The sequence below is a fragment of the Bacillus andreraoultii genome, from assembly GCF_001244735.1.
GTDB classification, from domain to species: domain Bacteria; phylum Bacillota; class Bacilli; order Bacillales; family Caldibacillaceae; genus Caldifermentibacillus; species Caldifermentibacillus andreraoultii.
The window spans coordinates 2,041,313-2,060,693 of record NZ_LN868937.1 but is presented as its reverse complement, the minus strand read 5'-3'; the positions used below and the strand labels follow the sequence as shown (position 1 = coordinate 2,060,693).

The following is a 19,381-nucleotide window of genomic DNA, read 5'->3' as shown; positions in this document are numbered from 1 at the left end:
GATGGAAAGAGAGACGTTTGAAAATGAGGATGTTGCCAAAATTTTAAACGCGCATTTTGTTTCAATTAAAGTTGATCGTGAAGAGAGACCTGACATCGATTCCATATATATGCTTGTTTGTCAGATGATGAATGGACATGGTGGATGGCCATTATCTGTTTTTTTAACTCCAGATCAAGTGCCATTTTACACGGGTACATATTTTCCACGGGAAAGTCGTTATGGAATGCCAGGCTTTATTGAAGTGCTAACGTATTTGCATAAACAGTTTACGGAAAATCGCAACCGCATTAATGAAGTAACTATCCAGGTTCAAGATGCATTACGAGCAAGTACAAATAAAGAGGGACAATCAACATTAACATTAGAAACGATTCATCGGGCTTTCCATTATTATGAGCAAACTTTTGATACAAAATATGGTGGATTTGGTGAAGCGCCGAAGTTTCCTATGCCTCATACATTAAGTTTTTTACTTATGTATAGTAAATTTTTTAATAAACAAGAAGCAGGTCATATGGTAACAAAAACATTAGATGGACTCGCCCGCGGTGGGATTTATGATCATATCGGGTACGGTTTTTCCCGTTATTCGGTAGATGAGAAGTTTCTCGTTCCCCATTTTGAGAAAATGCTTTATGATAATGCACTACTTATCATTGCTTATACCGAAGCTTTTCAAATGACGAAAGACCGTAAATATCAAAAGATTGTCGATGAAATCATTACCTATATTTTACGTGATATGGAGCAAACAGAGGGAGGTTTTTACTCGGCTGAAGATGCCGATTCAGAAGGAAAGGAAGGAAAATTTTACGTTTGGACCCCAAAAGAAATTAAAGGGGTCTTAGGAAATGAGTTGGGCGAGCTTTACTGTAAAGCTTATGATATTACAGAGGAAGGAAATTTTGAAGGAGAAAATATCCCAAATTTAATTTCGTTTGATTTGGAAAAGTTCGCGACGAAAGAAGGTCGAACTGTGCAAGATCTTAGAAAGGCTCTTGAAATAGCTAGGGAAACATTATTTTTCCATAGAGAAAAACGTGTTCGACCGTTTCGCGATGATAAAGTTTTAACAGCTTGGAATGGATTAATGATTGCATCTCTTGCAAAAGCTGGACGGGTTTTTCAAAAGGAAGAATATATGGCAGCTGCAAAAAATGCCATAAAGTTTATTGAAAACAATTTGGTCGAGAAAAATCGTTTGATGGTCCGCTATCGTGAAGGTGAAGTAAAACATAAAGGGATAGTTGATGATTATGCCTTCCTGTTATGGGCATATATTGAACTATATGATTCAACGTTCGAAGTCCCCTACTTAGAACAAGCGAAGAAGCTATCCAAACAATTAATTGACCTATTTTGGGATGAAGAAGGAGGAGGGTTCTTCTTAATCGGGAAAGACCAAGAGCAATTAATCATTAGACAAAAAGAATCGTATGATGGTGCATTACCATCGGGGAACAGTGTTTGTGCTCTACAATTATTAAAATTAGCAAAGCGAACAGGTGATTACACTCTAGAAGAAAAGGTACAACAACTGTTTAGTGTGTTTAGTAAAGATATAAGTGAATACCCAAGTGGACATTCGATGTTGCTACAGTCTTTACTTTTAACTATGAAATCAATGAAAGAAGTTGTCGTAGTTTTCAATCAAGAAACAGATGAATCTACTCAATTTATTCGTCAAATTATAGCAGATTTTAATCCGGAAATTACGCTGATAATTGTGAAAGAAAAAGAGAGAGAAAAACTAGGGAAAGTAGCATCTTTTATAAATGATTACCATTTAATAAACGGAAAGCCGACAGTATATGTTTGTGAGAATTACCAGTGCAATCCACCGACGAATGACTTCCAAGTAGCTAAAACATTAATTAAAAATAGTAAGTGAGGTGTTTTCTTCCCTCACTTTTTTGACTACAGGAAAATAAAAATTTCCAATTTCTACTTATCTTTATGCTCGGCAAAATACGGCTCTCGTTTCGCCTGAACGCTCGAGCTTTGAGTTTTCTTTATATTTAAGAAATGACTTAACAGGGTATCTAGCTAGTTGGAAAAAACTTAAAAACTACAAACTCTATTTTGAACAAGGAATCTATGTTAAAATTAACTTTTCTTTCGATAAAAACACAGTTTTAATACAAAAAGACTATTCAAAAATCAACGAATAGACGTTCGACAAAATGCTTGGCAAGAGACTGAAAAAAGTATATAGTATTAATAGATTCGAAACTTGTAATCTATTGGTTGAAAAGTGAGAGGGAGGAAATTGTGTGAGTGAACGTCAACAAGCCTTAGAACAGGCGCTAAAGCAAATTGAAAAACAATTTGGTAAAGGCTCGATTATGAAAATGGGGGAACAGACAGAAACACAAGTGCAAACAATATCAAGTGGATCTTTAGCACTTGATATTGCTTTAGGTGTTGGAGGTTACCCAAGAGGTCGGATTATTGAAATTTATGGACCAGAAAGCTCTGGGAAAACGACTGTTGCATTACACGCGATTGCAGAGGTGCAAAAACAAGGTGGACAAGCTGCATTTATCGATGCTGAGCACGCGCTTGATCCGAAATATGCACAAGCATTAGGCGTGAATATCGATGAACTACTTCTTTCCCAACCGGATACTGGAGAGCAAGCATTAGAAATTGCAGAGGCACTTGTAAGAAGTGGTGCGGTTGATATTATTGTAGTCGACTCGGTTGCAGCCCTTGTTCCAAAAGCTGAAATTGAAGGAGAAATGGGTGACGCTCACGTTGGTTTACAAGCGCGCCTTATGTCCCAAGCTTTACGTAAATTATCTGGAGCAATTAACAAATCAAAAACAATCGCAATTTTCATTAACCAAATTCGTGAAAAAGTCGGCATTATGTTTGGAAATCCGGAAACGACTCCTGGTGGTCGTGCATTAAAATTCTATAGTACAGTGAGACTTGAAGTCCGAAGAGCCGAGCAATTAAAGCAAGGAACGGACATGATTGGTAATAGGACGAAAATTAAGGTCGTAAAAAATAAAGTGGCACCACCATTTAAGACTGCTGAAGTAGATATTATGTACGGAGAAGGGATTTCTCTTGAAGGAGAAATTGTTGATATTGGTTCTGACCTCGATATTGTTCAAAAAAGTGGATCATGGTATTCATATGATGGTGAAAGAGTTGGTCAAGGTCGGGAAAACGCCAAAATATTCTTAAGGGAAAACCCTAATCTTAAATTAGAGATTTTAAATAAAATTCGTGAACATTATGGATTAGAAACATTGGAAAGAGTGGTAGAGCTTCCAGAATCTATAGATCAAGAAGAATTACCATTAGAAGATTAACTGTAAAGGGCAATCGAATGTGTTTTGACACAAATCGATTGCCCTTTTAACTTAAATTTTATTACTAACTGAAAGTTATAAAAAAATAGTAAAAATCCTTGATATTATTAAATTCGTAAAAAAAAACAAGGATTAAATTTCACTGTTCCCGTAGTATTACTTGACAATGAAAATTCACAGCTTTAAAATAAAAATGTATATTTTACAATTTTTTTTAGTTTTAGGCATAAATTTTGGCTAATCGAAAATGTTTAGCATGTTGTTTGGAACAGGTGATTGTTCCTTACGTAAAATCATTGAAATTTATTTGAAAAATGTACATGCCGACTTGTAAATGAAAAAGTTTATAGCAAGAGGAGGTGAAATGATGGAAACATTGCCAATCATCATCTCCATTTTGCTTAGTCTCGTCGTCGGTGTTGTTGCTGGTTATTTCATTCGAAAATCCATTGCTGAAGAAAAAATCGCTGGTGCAAAGGATGCTGCAGAGAAAATTTTAGAAGATGCTAAACGCGATGCAGAATCTTTGAAAAAAGAGGCACTTTTGGAAGCAAAGGATGAAATTCACAAATTTCGCACTGAAACAGAAAGTGAACTTCGTGAACGAAGAAACGAATTGCAAAAACAAGAAAATCGGTTATTGCAAAAGGAAGAGAATCTTGATCGAAAAGATGAAACTTTAGACAAGCGTGAAATGATTTTGGAAAAGAAGGAGGATTCTCTAGAACAAAGACAACAGCATATTGAACAGATGGAAAGCAAAGTGGAAGAGATGGTTCAAAAACAACAAGAAGAACTGGAACGTATTTCCAGTTTAACAATGGAACAAGCAAAATCCATCATTCTAGAACGAGTAGAACAGGAACTTTCACATGAAATTGCGATGATGGTGAAAGATTCTGAAAACCGCGCAAAAGAAGAAGCGGATAAGAAAGCAAAAAGTATCCTCTCGTTAGCTATTCAACGATGTGCTGCTGATCACGTTGCTGAAACAACCGTATCTGTTGTCAATTTACCTAATGATGAGATGAAAGGACGGATAATTGGTCGTGAAGGTCGAAATATCCGTACTCTTGAAACGCTTACTGGTATTGATTTAATTATTGATGATACACCTGAAGCTGTTATTTTATCTGGTTTTGATCCAATTAGAAGAGAAACAGCTAGACTTGCACTAGAAAAACTAGTTCAAGACGGAAGAATTCATCCAGCAAGAATTGAGGAAATGGTTGATAAATCAAGACGTGAAGTCGATGAATATATCCGAGAAGTCGGGGAGCAAACGACCTTTGAGGTAGGTGTTCACGCCCTACACCCAGATTTAATAAAAATATTAGGTCGACTTAAATATAGAACAAGTTATGGGCAAAACGTATTAAACCATTCAATCGAAGTTGCACAATTAGCTGGTATTCTTGCTTCTGAGTTAGGTGAAGACGTAGCATTAGCAAAAAGAGCGGGATTATTACACGATATTGGAAAAGCTGTAGACCATGAAGTGGAAGGTAGTCATGTTGAAATCGGTGTAGAGCTGGCTACAAAATATAAAGAGCATCCTGTTGTTATTAATAGTATTGCTTCTCACCACGGTGATACAGAACCAACATCTGTCATTTCTGTATTAGTCGCCGCTGCAGATGCCTTATCTGCCGCAAGACCTGGTGCACGAAGTGAAACGTTAGAAAGTTATATTCGCCGTTTAGAAAAACTCGAAGAAATTTCCGAGTCTTATGACGGTGTCGAAAAGTCTTTTGCCATTCAGGCAGGTAGAGAAGTTCGTATCATTGTAAAACCAGATATGATTGACGATTCAGAAGCACATCGATTAGCTAGAGATATACGAAAGAAAATTGAAAATGAACTAGATTATCCAGGACATATAAAAGTTACTGTTATTCGAGAAACTCGAGCAGTAGAATATGCCAAATAAAAGAGGACATTTCTCAAAAGAGTGTGTTTAGTCGAATTCAATTTGATTAAATACACTCGATGAGGATGTCCTTTCCTTTTATTCCCAACATAGAAAAAACGACAATAAGCGATGAATAAAATCATGCAATGCAAGTGAAGAGAGGAAGCTATATGAATATACTTTTTATTGGCGATGTAGTAGGAGAGCCAGGTCGCGATACGATTAAAAAATATTTACCAAAGTTAAAAGAGAAATATCATCCAACTATTGTCATTGTTAATGGTGAAAATGCAGCAGCTGGGAAAGGAATAACAGAAAAAATATATAGACAATTTCTTGAACTTGGAATCCAAGTCATAACAATGGGAAATCATACGTGGGACAATAGGGATATTTTTGAATTTATTGATAATGCAAAATATCTTATAAGACCTGCAAATTTTCCTGAAAGTAATCCTGGAAAAGGGATTGTATATATTAGAATTAATTCTTATGAAATTGCTGTCATTAATTTACAAGGTCGAACTTTTTTACCAGCGAATGACTGTCCGTTTCAAAAGGCCGACGAACTTATTAAAGAAGCTAGAAAAAGAACATCGTTAATCTTTGTCGATTTTCATGCTGAAGCAACGAGTGAAAAGCAAGCAATGGGTTGGTATTTAGATGGACGAGTTAGTGCGGTTGTTGGTACACATACTCATGTCCAAACGGCAGATCAACGAATTTTGCCAAAAGGAACAGCATATATTACAGATGTTGGTATGACAGGAAATTATGATGGTATACTAGGAGTAAATAAAGAGGCGGTTTTACGAAAATTTTTAACAAATTTACCAGCGAAATTTGATATTTCAAAAGATGGAAGAATACAACTTTGTGGAGTCAACATTGAAATTAATGAAAAAACAGGTGAAGCTAAAGGTATTGAAAGAATTATGTTGAATGATGATCAGCGATTGTTTGATTAAAATTAATTATTAAAATATAGAGAAAGTATAAAAAATACATCTAATATGGAATAAGCGTTCATTTCCTTGAATATAGTAGCATTGGAATGGTTTTACACTTGCAGGTCAGTCCATGAAAAAATTAAAGTAGAGAATTTCAAGGAGGAACGTGATATGGAAATATTAAAAGTTTCAGCAAAATCGAGCCCGAATTCAGTAGCCGGTGCACTTGCAGGAGTTCTTCGGGAAAGGGGCGGCGCAGAAATCCAAGCAATAGGTGCTGGTGCGCTAAATCAAGCAGTGAAAGCAGTTGCTATTGCTAGAGGATTTGTTGCCCCAAGTGGAGTTGACTTAATATGTATTCCTGCTTTTACTGATATTCAAATTGACGGTGAGGAAAGAACAGCAATTAAATTAATTGTAGAACCTCGTTAACTTCTTTTGTGCATTTATTTTTCTTTTAAATTACACTACCTGAAGAAAAATAAGGTTGCTAGTAGTATCCTGATAGTCTGGTTGTTTATGCAACCAGACTATTTTTAGTTAATATAAGGAAGCACGCTAACCTTAACAATTTGACCACTACGAATAATTTCTTTTATCGATTTTGTTAAAGAAGTGATTGGATTCATCACATGAATTTGCTTAGTAGCTTGCTTGATACGATAATTGAAATCATAGCAATGAAAGGAATAACAAACAAATAGAATCATTCTCAGCTTAACTGCCTGTTCGTAAGCTGTTTCATTACTTTTGTGAAATGTAAAAAAAGGTGATCATAATTTAGGAATTTTAACAATAAAAAATCCAATTATATAAGTAGTTTATTTAGGCGATATTGTGTGTTGCCTAATAAACGTATATAATGATAAATTGAAGAGAGATGTATATTTTATACGAAAATTGTTTAAATGGAAAACTAACAGGAAAGTTTACGTTTTTGAAAGGAGTTTATCAATGAACGAACAACAACGCTTACACAGTCAACAAATAAAAACGGATTCTCCAACGGACAAAAAATCCGCTTCTGGGGAAAAAGATTATAGCAAATATTTTCAAAGAGTTTATATGCCACCTTCCTTAAAAGAAGCGAGAAAACGTTCTAAAGGAAATGTAGAATACGTCAATAGTTTTGATGTGCCAGAAGAACTTAAAGGAATGGGAAATGGCCGTAAATTTTTTATTCGTACATATGGCTGCCAAATGAATGAACACGATACAGAAGTTATGGCTGGTATTTTTATGGAATTAGGCTACGAACCCACAGAGTCCACAGACGATGCAGATGTCATTTTATTAAATACTTGCGCAATTCGGGAAAACGCGGAAAATAAAGTGTTTGGTGAACTTGGACATTTAAAATCGTTAAAACAAGAAAAACCGGATCTTCTCCTAGGGGTTTGTGGTTGTATGGCTCAAGAAGAATCAGTTGTCAATCGAATTTTACAAAAACATCAACATGTTGATATGATTTTCGGTACGCACAACATTCACCGTTTACCATTTATTTTAAGAGAAGCCTATATGGCAAAAGAAATGGTCGTTGAAGTTTGGTCTAAAGAAGGCGATGTTGTTGAAAGTCTTCCGAAAGCACGGAAAGGAAAAATTAAAGCGTGGGTTAATATTATGTACGGCTGCGACAAGTTTTGTACGTATTGTATCGTACCATATACACGCGGAAAAGAAAGAAGTCGTCGCCCAGAAGATATTATTGATGAAGTTCGTCATTTAGCTGCACAAGGCTATCAAGAAATTACGTTACTAGGTCAAAACGTAAATGCGTACGGAAAAGATTTTGAAGATATTGAGTATCGTTTCGGTGATTTAATGGATGATCTGCGAAAAATTGATATTCCACGGATTCGTTTCACAACAAGTCATCCAAGGGACTTTGATGACCATCTAATTGAAGTTTTAGCTAAACGTGGAAATCTCGTAGAACATATCCATTTACCCGTTCAATCCGGATCTAGTTCCATGTTAAAAATTATGGGGAGAAAATATACACGGGAATCATATTTGGAATTAGTGCGTAAAATAAAACAAGCTATTCCAGATGTTGCCTTAACAACTGATATTATTGTTGGTTTCCCAAATGAAACAGATGAACAATTCGAGGAAACTCTATCTTTATATCGTGAAGTCGGCTTTGATTCCGCATACACCTTCATTTACTCACCAAGAGAAGGCACACCTGCAGCGAAAATGAAAGATAATGTTCCAATAGAAGTGAAAAAGGAACGACTACAACGATTAAATGCATTAGTTAATGAATTTTCAGCTCAAAAGATGAAAGAAATGAACGGTCAAATTGTTGAGGTTCTCGTTGAAGGGGAATCGAAAAATAATCCAGATGTTCTAAGTGGATATACAAGAAGAAATAAATTAGTGAATTTTGTAGGGCCGAAATCAGCTATTGGGAAAATTGTTAAAGTTAAAATTACTGATACAAAAACATGGACATTAAATGGGGAAATGGTGGTAGAGGAAAAAATTGAGGTGAGCTAAACAATGGGGAAATATACAAAGTCAGATATCATTGATAAAGCGAGAGAGCTTGCAAAAATGATTGCTGAAACAGAGGAAGTTGATTTTTTTAAACGTGCTGAAGCAAAAATCAATGAAAATCAGAAAGTACGGGAAAAAATCGCAAGTATAAAAAGCTTACAAAAACAAGCGGTCAACTTCCAAAACTATGGCAAAGTAAAAGCTCTGAAACAAGTAGAGGAAAAAATTGAAAACCTTGAAAAAGAAATCGATGAAATTCCAATTGTTCAAGAGTTTAAAGAGTCGCAATTAGAAGTAAATGAACTGCTTCAAATGGTTTCAAATACAATTGCAAATACTGTGACGAACAACATCATTAAAACGACAGGTGGAGACTTGTTAGATGGAAAAACAGGCTCCCAAGTCCAAAGCGAGAAGGATGCATTTTCCTATCATTCAAAATAAAGATCACTCAAGACGCTAAAACCTTTAGCAAAAAGAGAGCCGTAGTTCGCTAAAAAATTTTTTTCGGCTTTGAAGCAATGTTCTTGAGCCTTCCTTGTACGCATATGCGCACAAGAAAACTAGAAATAGGGATAATTTATACTTTCCTATTAGCTAAAAAAGATCAGCGATACGATTCTGTCTGTGTTACGTTCAATCAATAACAATGAAGACCTATCTTTTAAGAGGTAGGTCTTTTTTAAGAGGTGGGTTATGGAAATAATTACGATCATCACTTTAGTCTGCTTTGCTGTCCTTCTCATATATATGTGGCTAGTAGCAAAAGAAAATCGGATTGTAGAACATGAGCTTCATTATCAACAATTCCCTCAATCTTTAAAAGAACTCCAGATTTTTTTTATCTCAGATATCCATCGTCGAGTAATTAGTGAAGAAATGATAAATGAAGTGAAAGGTCGCGCTGACTTAGTAATTATTGGTGGAGACATAACGGAAAGAGGTGTCCCTTACGCTCGAACAGAAGAAAATATTCGCCGGTTAAGGGCAATTGGCCCGACTTATTTTGTATGGGGGAATAATGATTTCGAAAAGAATGTTAATCAATTGGAAGAAATCTTTCGGAAATATCAAGTAACAATCCTTGAAGATTCTCATGCTGTTATAAGCACTAATGAAGGGGATAAAATCTATCTAATTGGCATTGGGGAACACGAAGAAGATGAATATAATCTCGATGATGTTTTTCAACCGATCGAAAAGGAAGCATTTAAAATTGTTGTTTGCCATAAGCCAGATGTAAAAAAACATATAAAAGAGGAAGATCATATATCTTTATTATTATGTGGCCATACTCATGGTGGGCAAATTCGAATTTTCGGGATGGGCCCATATTCGAAAGGGAAGTTACATCGAACGAGAACGATGGATATGCTAATTAGTAATGGATATGGAACGACAAGTTTACCATTGCGATTAAGTGCAAGACCAGAGACACATCTCATAAAAATAACAAGATGAAACGGGTTTGTTATCTACCCATGTTAAAGAACAGTTTAATTCAAAAAAACCTTTTTCCGTTCAATGTAACCTTTGCATATGTTGGCGAAAATAAACGTGTTTTCTTGCACACTGGTTTTCTGTCCCGCATAGGATGAAGTGATAAAACTTGAGGAGGTTACGCTCGCATGGGAAATACGAGAGAGATTATTACAAAAGCGGTCGTTGCGAAAGGGCGGAAAACTACTACATCCAACCATACAATCCGACCGAACCATGCTCCGTCCAGTATCCTAGGCGCTTGGATTATCAATCATTCCTATAAAGCAGAAAAAGTTGACAAAACAGTGGAAGTTACTGGACATTTTGATATTAATTGCTGGTATTCGTGCGAAGATAATACGAAAACAGATGTAGCGACTGAGCGAGTGAAATATAAAGATATCATCAAATTGAAATATAAAGATGATAAAACCATTGCAGATAAAGAGGTTATCGCTCAAGTACTACAACAACCGAATTGCTCTGAAGCAATTATTTCATCAGATGGCGATAAGATTATTGTAACAGCAGAAAGAGAATTTCTTGTCGAACTTATCGGAGAAACAAAGGTTACGATTTTACTTGGTGAAGGCGAGCCAGATGATGATGATTGGGATTTTGATCTTGATGAAGAATTTGAAGAGTTAAATCCTGATTTTCTCGTAGATGGTGAGGAAGAGTAATGTGAAAATTGAGTCCTGTTTGTTTACATTCACTAAATGGTTTTCCGTTTTTGAATGAATATAACTTAAACAGGATCTCTTTATTTAATTTAAAATAAGCATTGCGGCTACAAAATAATAGACTGTAGCCGTATTTTTATTTTATCAATAAAGTAGTAGAAAGTGGTGAATTATGTCGTTATAATATTGACAAAAAGTATTTAAGTATAACATAATGTAATTGTATAATAACACATTTATATAAGGGGGAAGAAGATGGGAAATTTGTTACAACAATCTTGGGGGAAATTATGGGTGATGCACGATGATATTAAAAGTACGTTATTATTCATGACGACCGGTAATAATACGAATCTATCTTCGAATTCATCCACTCAAGTACAAGTAAATAAGAAAAAAGTATCTAGAGAACCTAAGCGGACACCAAGACAAAATATCGGATTAATTTTAGGTCCTTTACTATTCTTTATTATTTTGTTAACGCTATCACCTGAAGGAATGTCTAAAGAAGCACTTGGTGTTTTAGCAAGTACGGTATGGATTGCAACTTGGTGGATTACAGAAGCGATTCCAATTCCGGCGACATCACTTTTACCTGTTATTCTCTTTCCATTAACGGGTGCAGTTGAGAAAGTCGGCGAAATAACATCAGCATATGGAGATACAAATATTTTCCTATTTTTAGGAGGATTCATTATTGCAATTGCGATGGAAAAATGGAATCTTCACCGTCGGATTGCATTATATATTATTTTATTTGTTGGGACAAGTACCGAACGTATTGTTTTAGGCTTCATGGTAGCAACTGGATTTATCTCTATGTGGATATCTAATACAGCAACTGCAATGATGATGTTACCGATTGCACTTGCCGTAATCACGCATATTACCGATCTTTTAGCAAAACAAAAAGAAACCATTGAAGAAAATTTTGGGAAAGCAATCATGCTCGGGATAGCTTATTCCGCTTCAATCGGGGGACTTGGCACATTAATTGGTACTCCACCGAATGTTATTTTTGCTAGTGTAATTAAAGAACTTTTTGGTGTTGAAATTTCTTTTGCTACATGGATGGCATTTGGCGTCCCATTATCGATTATATTAATCTTGTTTACTTGGTATTACTTAGTTAATGTAGCTTTTAAAGTTAAGATGAAGAATATCCCTGGAGGAAAAGAAGTTATTTTAGATGAGAAAAAATCCCTTGGTAATATGAGTTTTGAAGAAAAACTTGTGTTAGTTGTATTTATGTTAACAGCCTTCTCGTGGATAACGAGAACGTTCATTTTAAATAAATTTATTCCTGAACTAGATGATACGTTAATTGCCATAATTGCTGCAGTTGTTTTATTTTTATTACCATCAAAGCAAACGAAAGATGGTGCATTAATTAATTGGAATGACGCGAAAAAGGTCCCATGGGGAATTCTACTACTCTTCGGTGGGGGTCTAGCAATTGCAAAAGGTTTTAGTTCAACAGGACTTGCCAAATGGATTGGAGAACAGTTAACCGTACTTCAAGGTGTTCATTTCCTTGTTGTAACTTTTACCGTTACGACATTGGTTATATTCTTAACGGAGATCACATCAAATACAGCAACCGCGACGATGATGTACCCAATTATGGCGTCACTTGCAATCGCTTTAAATGTGCATCCGTTTAGCTTAATGGTTGCGGCAGGAATCGCTGCGTCTTGTGCCTTTATGTTACCAGTTGCAACTCCTCCAAATGCAATTGTTTTTGGATCAGGTCATATTAGAATTAACGATATGGTAAGAGCGGGGTTCTGGATTAATATTGTATCAATTTTTGTTATCGTACTTTTAATCTATTTCTATTTACCGATTGTTTGGAATATTGATTTAAATGTTTTACCACCCTCAATGAAATAAGTTGAAATCAAGGATGAACTGAGGTTTTTCTTCTAGTTCATCCTTTTTTATTAAATTTTTTCAAAAAAGTACTACCAGGTACTAAGATTTAGTTATATAATAAGGTGTAACAATTGGTTTTCAGTTGTTGTTATTATAATAGGAAGAGTGGTTCATATGTTGAATAATAATCTAAATAATTTAAAAGAGCTTATTGCACCTAATGAATATAACATTATTGATGAAATTGAAAAATATGATTCAGATAGAAAGGCATTAAAGTTTATTAGTAAAGATGGTGAATGTGAAGAAATTTCATACCATGATTTAATTTTACGAGGGAACAAATTAGCGAATGCACTTATGAATATGGGACTTGAAAAAGGGGACCGTGTTTTAGTCATGGTGCCACGAATGATTCAATCTTATATTATTTATTTTGCCTGTTGGAAAGCAGGGCTTGTTATAATTCCAGCATCTGAGTTGCTTCGGGCACAAGATATATTATATCGGCTAAATAATGGGAAAGTAAGAGCTGTTATCTCATATACTTCATTTTGTGATGAAATAGATAAAATCTCAACCGAAGCGAACCATCTAGATTATAAAATTACGTTCTCTGGTCAAACAGAAGGCTGGCTTCAAATGGAAGATCTAGTAAAAAGTGAACCTAATGAGTTTGTCAAAGTTTCTACAACGAAAAATGATCCGGCCTTAATAACGTATACTTCGGGAACAACTGGTCAACCAAAAGGCGTCGTTCATATTCACGGCTGGGCATTTGCACATTTACGAATTGCCGCAACAAAATGGCTTGATATTCATGAAGGAGATATTGTGTGGGCAACTGCTGGACCTGGTTGGCAAAAATGGGTTTGGAGTCCATTTTTATCCGTATTAGGTATGGGCGCAACAGGTCTTGTTTATTTAGGTAGATTCCATCCAGAGACATATTTAAAATTACTACAACAAGAAAAAGTGAATGTACTATGTTGTACACCGACTGAATATCGCTTAATGGCAAAAGTACATGATTTATCAAAATTTAACTTCGGTTCCCATTTGCATAGCGCCGTTTCTGCAGGTGAAGCTCTAAATAGAGAAGTTATCGATGTTTTTAAAACGCATTTTGGCATTACTGTTCGTGATGGCTATGGTCAAACAGAAAGTACATTAGTCATCGGTACAGTAAAAGAAATGGAAGTTAGACCAGGTTCAATGGGGAAACCAATATTACCACAATTCGTTGAAATTGTTGATGAAAATGGGATACCTCAAGAACCGGGCGTAAAAGGAAATATTGCGATAAGAAAAGATCTCCCAGCTCTTTTTGCTGGTTATTACGAGGATCCTGTGAGAACGAAAAATGCGTTCCATGGTGATTATTTTGTCACTGGGGACCTTGCCTATAAAGATGAAGATGGTTACTTTTGGTTTGTTGGAAGAAGTGATGATATGATTATTAGTTCTGGCTATACAATTGGACCGTTTGAAGTTGAAGATGCATTGATGAAACATAGCTTAGTAAAAGAGTGTGCTGTTGTCGCTCATCCTGACCCTATTCGTGGCAATGTAGTAAAAGCATTTGTAGTTTTAAAGGACGGAGTAAAAGAAGAGGCCTCACTTGTAAAAGAATTACAAAATCATGTAAAACAATTAACAGCACCTTATAAATATCCGCGATTAATTGAATTTGTACAATCTTTACCAAAAACAGATTCTGGTAAAATACGCCGAGTTGAATTAAGAAGGAAAGATGAATCACAATAATCGATAGATATAGGAAATCACAGCGATGATATGCTGTGATTTTTCTATTTCCATCGTTTCTTTATGCAAAATATCACTTCTCTATGATATAATTACAACTTGAGAAAGAAACAGAAAAGGTGTTAGAAGATGAAACAATATACGCCAATGATTCAACAATATTTAAGCATTAAGGCAGAATATACAGATGCCTTTTTATTTTTTCGGTTAGGCGATTTTTATGAACTGTTTTTTGAAGATGCAATTCACGCGAGCCAAGAATTAGAAATCACATTAACAGCAAGAGATGGTGGCGCAGAAGAAAAAATACCGATGTGCGGGGTACCTTATCATTCTGCATCAGGATATATTGAAACTCTTGTTAATCGTGGCTATAAAGTGGCGATATGTGAGCAAATGGAAGACCCGAAACAAACAAAGGGTATGGTTCGACGAGAAGTCGTGCAATTAATCACCCCTGGCACGATGATGGAAGGGAATAGTATTCACGATAAAGAAAATAATTATATTGCATCAGTTACTTCCTTTGAAGATGGAACATACGGACTTTCCTTTTGTGACTTATCTACAGGAGAGAGCCGCGTGACATTGTTGCAAAATCAACTTGAGGATATTTTAAATGAATTAGCAACGATTGGTACGAAGGAAGTTGTTATTTCACCAGATTTTAATGAAGATTTACAAAACAAAATAAGAGAACGACTGCCAATTGCTATTTCTTTTGAAGATGAGGTAGATTGTCGCAATCAATATCTGGATAAATTATTAAAAATAAAACAAGAAAAGTTACAAATAACAATTGCTCGTCTTTTTAATTATTTGTATCGTACTCAAAAAAGAAGCTTAGAACATATCCAACCTGTTGAAATCTATCAAGTCCATCAATTTATGAAAATTGATTATTTTTCTAAAAGAAACCTCGAGTTAACCGAAACAATTCGTTCGAAGGGTAAGAAAGGTTCGCTTTTATGGCTTCTTGATGAAACAAAGACAGCGATGGGTGGTAGGTTATTAAAACAGTGGATTGACCGTCCTCTATTAGCAATTGATATGATAGAGAAACGATTAGCAAATGTAGAAATATTAAAGAATAACTATTTCGAGCGTCAAGACTTACGCGAAAAACTTAAAAATGTATATGATATTGAGCGTCTTGCTGGTCGCGTTGCATTCGGTAATGTCAATGCTCGTGATTTAATAAGTTTAAAAACAACACTACTGCAAATTCCTGATATTATTGCAGTTTTACAATCGATTCCTGCTGGAGAAATGCAAGAACGTGCAGAAAAATTAGATCCATGTACTGAACTTGTTGATTTAATTGGAAAAGCCATTGTTGATCAACCACCACTTTCCATTAAAGAAGGAAATATTATTCGCGATGGTTATGACGATCAGTTAGATACGTATCGGTATGCAAGTCGGAATGGGAAAGTTTGGATTAGTGAGTTAGAAAAAAATGAACGTGAAAAAACTGGCATTAAGTCTTTAAAAATTGGGTATAATCGTGTTTTTGGCTACTATATTGAGGTAACAAAGGCGAATCTCCACTTACTACCAGAAGATGGAAATTATGAAAGAAAACAAACGCTAACAAATGCTGAGCGTTTTATTACACCGGAATTAAAAGAAAAAGAGACAGTTATTCTAGAAGCTGAAGAGAAAATGGTTGACTTAGAATATGAAATTTTTGTTTCTATTCGGGAACAGGTGAAAAACTATATTCCAAGATTACAAGAATTGGCAAAACAAGTTAGTGAATTGGATTGCTTACAATGTTTTGCAACGGTTAGTGAAGATAGAATGTACGTAAAACCAATCTTTCGGAAAGATCGAAAATTATTTATAAAAGAAGGTAGACATCCTGTTGTTGAAAAAGTAATGAACATTCAAGCGTATGTTCCGAATGATTGTGAAATGGATAATAGTCGAGAAGTACTCCTTATTACAGGACCAAATATGTCAGGGAAAAGTACGTATATGCGTCAAATTGCATTAACGGCAATACTAGCGCAAATTGGTTGCTTTGTTCCTGCCGAAGAGGCTGAATTACCAATTTTTGATCAAATCTTTACTCGGATTGGTGCTGCAGATGATTTAATCAGTGGACAAAGTACTTTTATGGTTGAAATGTTAGAAGCAAAAAATGCAATTAGTGGGGCAACGGAAAATAGTTTAATCTTGTTTGATGAGATAGGAAGAGGAACCTCTACGTATGATGGAATGGCCTTAGCTCAAGCGATGATTGAGTATATTCATGATAAGATTGGTGCAAAGACACTATTTTCTACTCATTATCATGAACTGACCGTTTTAGATCAATCACTAGCAAAATTACGAAATGTTCACGTTAGCGCAGTGGAAAAAGATGGACATGTTGTATTTCTTCATAAAATTAAAGAAGGTCCTGCTGATAAAAGTTATGGTATTCATGTAGCGAAACTCGCTGACTTACCACCTGATTTAATTAAACGTGCAGAAGAAATTTTAGAGACATTAGAAAATCAAAATGATTCAAAAACAACTAGTGAGGCACAAGCAAATACGTTAATAAAAGAAGATACGTCTGAAATAAAAGAAAAGCAAGAAAATATTCATGAAATAGAGCAGCTTTCATTTTTTAATCATGAAGAAGTAACACCACCTGCACAGGAAAAGTTAACAAATCAAGAAAAGAAGGTACTTGATGAATTAGACTCGCTAAATTTATTAGAAATGACACCAATTGATACAATGAATGCATTATATCGGTTAAAAAAGAAACTTAGCAAAAAATAAAAAAACCCGGCGCAATACGTCGTGGCGCATTTGATTTGGTGGTGAATGAATATGGGTAAAATTATTCAATTAGATGAAATACTGTCTAATAAGATTGCAGCTGGTGAAGTAGTCGAACGTCCGGCATCAGTCGTAAAAGAATTAGTTGAAAATGCAATTGATGCGAAAAGTACGATGATAGATGTAGAAATCGAAGAGGCAGGTTTGCAAAAAATTCGTGTTATTGATAATGGTGCAGGTATTGAACCTGAAGATGTTCCCCTTGCATTTGAACGACATGCGACAAGTAAAATAAAAGATGAAAATGATTTATTTCGAATTCGGACACTTGGCTTCCGTGGTGAGGCCTTGCCAAGTATTGCTTCTGTCGCAAAAGTGGAACTTATTACAAGCACTGGTAATGGTCCAGGAAGTCGTCTTGTTATTGAAGGTGGAACAAAGGTAATACTCGAACCTGCACCAAGTCGAAAAGGAACTGATTTTACTGTCTCTGATTTGTTTTTTAATACACCTGCTCGGTTAAAATATTTAAAAACAATCCATACAGAGTTAGGGAATATTACGGATGTAATGAACCGGCTTGCATTAGCACATCCAGAGGTTGCGATGAAACTTATTCATAATGGCCGCATATTACTACAGACAACGGGAAATGGTGACTCTAGGCAAGTGTTGGCAAGCATTTATGGGATAAATATTGTTAAAAAAATGATACCGATACAAGGAGAATCATTGGACTTTAAGATTGATGGTTATATTTCTTTACCAGAAGTAACACGAGCTTCGAGAAATTATATTTCCACGATGGTGAACGGTAGATTTATAAAAAACTATACAATCGCAAATGCGGTTATATCGGGATATCATACTTTACTTCCTATTGGTCGGTTTCCAATTGTCTTTCTAAATATAACAATGGATCCAGTGCTTGTCGACGTCAATGTACATCCTGCGAAATTAGAAGTTCGATTAAGTAAGGAAAAAGAATTAGGGGAACTCATCACTCGTTCAATACAACAAGCATTTAAAAAGGAAACACTTATTCCAGATGGTGCATCTCCAAAACTAGAAAAACCGAAGTCTGAACAAATTACGATGACGTTAGATCATCTTCCTCAAAAGAAATTGGGAATCGAGAAACAAGGATTTATAAATAAAGGTAACCAATCAACCCGTTCTACGCTGACGCAAGATGAAAGACAAGTTGCGAGTCTTTTACTAGATTCATTAGTAAATAATAATCCGAACACAAGTTTCCATCATGTTCATGAAAAAGCCATTCCAATTTTCCCAGATGAACAAGACAAAGCAACGGACTGTACCAATGAGGAACAGAATCGAAAGGGAGAATTGTCACTTCAAACTAGTCATGATACCGACGTAATTGATAATGAATTGGAAGAAACGACCGTATTTGACGAAGAAACGCAAATGAATTCTATTTCAAAAAGTAAGTCACCTCGCGTTCCACCAATGTATCCGATTGGGCAAATGCATGGCACGTATATTTTTGCGGAAAATGAAAATGGTTTATACATTATTGATCAACATGCAGCACAGGAACGAATTAAATATGAGTATTTCAAAGAAAAAATCGGAGAAGTGACAAATAATTTACAAGAATTACTCATACCACTCACTCTCCAATTTTCAAATGATGAGTATATTAAATTAGAAGAAAACTTAGAAGAATTGAAGAAAGTTGGACTATTTCTTGAACCGTTTGGATTAAATACTTTTATTGTACGGAATCACCCACAATGGTTTCCACACGGTGAAGAGGAGCAAACAATTCAAGAAATTATTGAGCAAGTTTTAGAAATGAAGAAAGTTGATTTGAAAAAGTTGCGAGAAGAAACGGCAATTATGATGAGCTGTAAAGGATCAATCAAAGCGAATCATCGGTTACGCCACGATGAAATACAGGAATTACTAGATACATTAAGAATGACAAGTGATCCTTTTACATGTCCACACGGAAGACCAATCATCATTCATTTTTCAACATATGAAATGGAGAAAATGTTTAAGCGGGTTATGTAATTTCCTATAAGGGCAAACCCATATAAACAGAGGGTTTAGCCCTTACTTTATGCCATTTTG

13 protein-coding genes are annotated in these 19,381 nt (G+C 35.3%); all 13 read left to right on the top strand.

Features of this window, described 5'->3' with window-relative positions; translation table 11 throughout:
• Position 1 precedes the first annotated feature (1 nt).
• The 13 genes from BN2144_RS14950 to mutL all read left to right on the top strand — a co-directional run bounded on the left by BN2144_RS14950 (position 2) and on the right by mutL (position 19,321).
• Positions 2–1,894, top strand: coding sequence for a thioredoxin domain-containing protein (locus BN2144_RS14950; protein WP_033829020.1), 1,893 nt, complete (start codon positions 2–4; stop codon positions 1,892–1,894).
• Positions 1,895–2,276: 382 nt separating this feature from the next.
• Positions 2,277–3,326 carry a recombinase RecA gene (gene recA, locus BN2144_RS14945; protein WP_033829019.1) on the top strand — a complete coding sequence of 350 codons (1,050 nt, stop codon included), beginning with the start codon at positions 2,277–2,279 and terminating at the stop codon, positions 3,324–3,326.
• A 367-nt stretch (positions 3,327–3,693) separates the two neighbouring features.
• Positions 3,694–5,256, top strand: coding sequence for a ribonuclease Y (gene rny / locus BN2144_RS14940; RefSeq protein WP_033829018.1), 1,563 nt, complete (start codon positions 3,694–3,696; stop codon positions 5,254–5,256).
• A 152-nt stretch (positions 5,257–5,408) separates the two neighbouring features.
• A complete protein-coding gene (locus BN2144_RS14935) occupies positions 5,409–6,206 on the top strand; it encodes a TIGR00282 family metallophosphoesterase (protein WP_033829017.1) in 798 nt (265 codons plus the stop codon).
• A 153-nt stretch (positions 6,207–6,359) separates the two neighbouring features.
• Positions 6,360–6,620 (top strand): stage V sporulation protein SpoVS, encoded by a 261-nt coding sequence (gene spoVS, locus BN2144_RS14930; RefSeq protein ID WP_033829016.1) that lies wholly within the window; start codon positions 6,360–6,362, stop codon positions 6,618–6,620.
• Positions 6,621–7,142: 522 nt separating this feature from the next.
• Positions 7,143–8,693, top strand: a complete 1,551-nt coding sequence (gene miaB, locus BN2144_RS14925; RefSeq protein WP_033829015.1) for a tRNA (N6-isopentenyl adenosine(37)-C2)-methylthiotransferase MiaB — start codon at positions 7,143–7,145, stop codon at positions 8,691–8,693.
• A gap of 3 nt (positions 8,694–8,696) precedes the next feature.
• Positions 8,697–9,137 carry a YlbF/YmcA family competence regulator gene (locus BN2144_RS14920; RefSeq protein ID WP_033829014.1) on the top strand — a complete coding sequence of 147 codons (441 nt, stop codon included), beginning with the start codon at positions 8,697–8,699 and terminating at the stop codon, positions 9,135–9,137.
• Between the two features lie 252 nt (positions 9,138–9,389).
• Positions 9,390–10,154, top strand: a complete 765-nt coding sequence (locus tag BN2144_RS14915; protein ID WP_033829013.1) for a metallophosphoesterase — start codon at positions 9,390–9,392, stop codon at positions 10,152–10,154.
• 167 nt (positions 10,155–10,321) lie between these two features.
• Positions 10,322–10,858, top strand: a complete 537-nt coding sequence (gene cotE, locus BN2144_RS14910) for an outer spore coat protein CotE (RefSeq protein WP_033829012.1) — start codon at positions 10,322–10,324, stop codon at positions 10,856–10,858.
• Positions 10,859–11,113: 255 nt separating this feature from the next.
• The gene (locus BN2144_RS14905; protein ID WP_082195248.1) at positions 11,114–12,751 is read left to right on the top strand and encodes an SLC13 family permease; all 1,638 of its coding nucleotides are present in this window, start codon (positions 11,114–11,116) and stop codon (positions 12,749–12,751) included.
• Positions 12,752–12,907: 156 nt separating this feature from the next.
• Positions 12,908–14,500 carry an acetate--CoA ligase gene (locus BN2144_RS14900; protein ID WP_033829011.1) on the top strand — a complete coding sequence of 531 codons (1,593 nt, stop codon included), beginning with the start codon at positions 12,908–12,910 and terminating at the stop codon, positions 14,498–14,500.
• A gap of 129 nt (positions 14,501–14,629) precedes the next feature.
• Complete coding sequence (gene mutS, locus BN2144_RS14895) at positions 14,630–17,278, top strand: DNA mismatch repair protein MutS (protein ID WP_033829010.1); 2,649 nt, start codon at positions 14,630–14,632, stop codon at positions 17,276–17,278.
• A 51-nt stretch (positions 17,279–17,329) separates the two neighbouring features.
• The gene (gene mutL / locus BN2144_RS14890) at positions 17,330–19,321 is read left to right on the top strand and encodes a DNA mismatch repair endonuclease MutL (RefSeq protein WP_033829009.1); all 1,992 of its coding nucleotides are present in this window, start codon (positions 17,330–17,332) and stop codon (positions 19,319–19,321) included.
• The last annotated feature ends 60 nt before the right edge of the window (positions 19,322–19,381 follow it).

What these genes read in the sequence shown, in the direction of transcription:
- BN2144_RS14950 (WP_033829020.1), top strand. Translation starts at nt 2, where the DNA reads ATGGAAAGAGAGACGTTTGAAAATGAGGATGTTGCCAAAATTTTAAAC.
- rny (WP_033829018.1), top strand. Translation starts at nt 3,694, where the DNA reads ATGGAAACATTGCCAATCATCATCTCCATTTTGCTTAGTCTCGTCGTC.
- BN2144_RS14935 (WP_033829017.1), top strand. Translation starts at nt 5,409, where the DNA reads ATGAATATACTTTTTATTGGCGATGTAGTAGGAGAGCCAGGTCGCGAT.
- spoVS (WP_033829016.1), top strand. Translation starts at nt 6,360, where the DNA reads ATGGAAATATTAAAAGTTTCAGCAAAATCGAGCCCGAATTCAGTAGCC.
- miaB (WP_033829015.1), top strand. Translation starts at nt 7,143, where the DNA reads ATGAACGAACAACAACGCTTACACAGTCAACAAATAAAAACGGATTCT.
- BN2144_RS14920 (WP_033829014.1), top strand. Translation starts at nt 8,697, where the DNA reads ATGGGGAAATATACAAAGTCAGATATCATTGATAAAGCGAGAGAGCTT.
- BN2144_RS14915 (WP_033829013.1), top strand. Translation starts at nt 9,390, where the DNA reads ATGGAAATAATTACGATCATCACTTTAGTCTGCTTTGCTGTCCTTCTC.
- cotE (WP_033829012.1), top strand. Translation starts at nt 10,322, where the DNA reads ATGGGAAATACGAGAGAGATTATTACAAAAGCGGTCGTTGCGAAAGGG.
- BN2144_RS14905 (WP_082195248.1), top strand. Translation starts at nt 11,114, where the DNA reads ATGGGAAATTTGTTACAACAATCTTGGGGGAAATTATGGGTGATGCAC.
- BN2144_RS14900 (WP_033829011.1), top strand. Translation starts at nt 12,908, where the DNA reads ATGTTGAATAATAATCTAAATAATTTAAAAGAGCTTATTGCACCTAAT.
- mutS (WP_033829010.1), top strand. Translation starts at nt 14,630, where the DNA reads ATGAAACAATATACGCCAATGATTCAACAATATTTAAGCATTAAGGCA.
- mutL (WP_033829009.1), top strand. Translation starts at nt 17,330, where the DNA reads ATGGGTAAAATTATTCAATTAGATGAAATACTGTCTAATAAGATTGCA.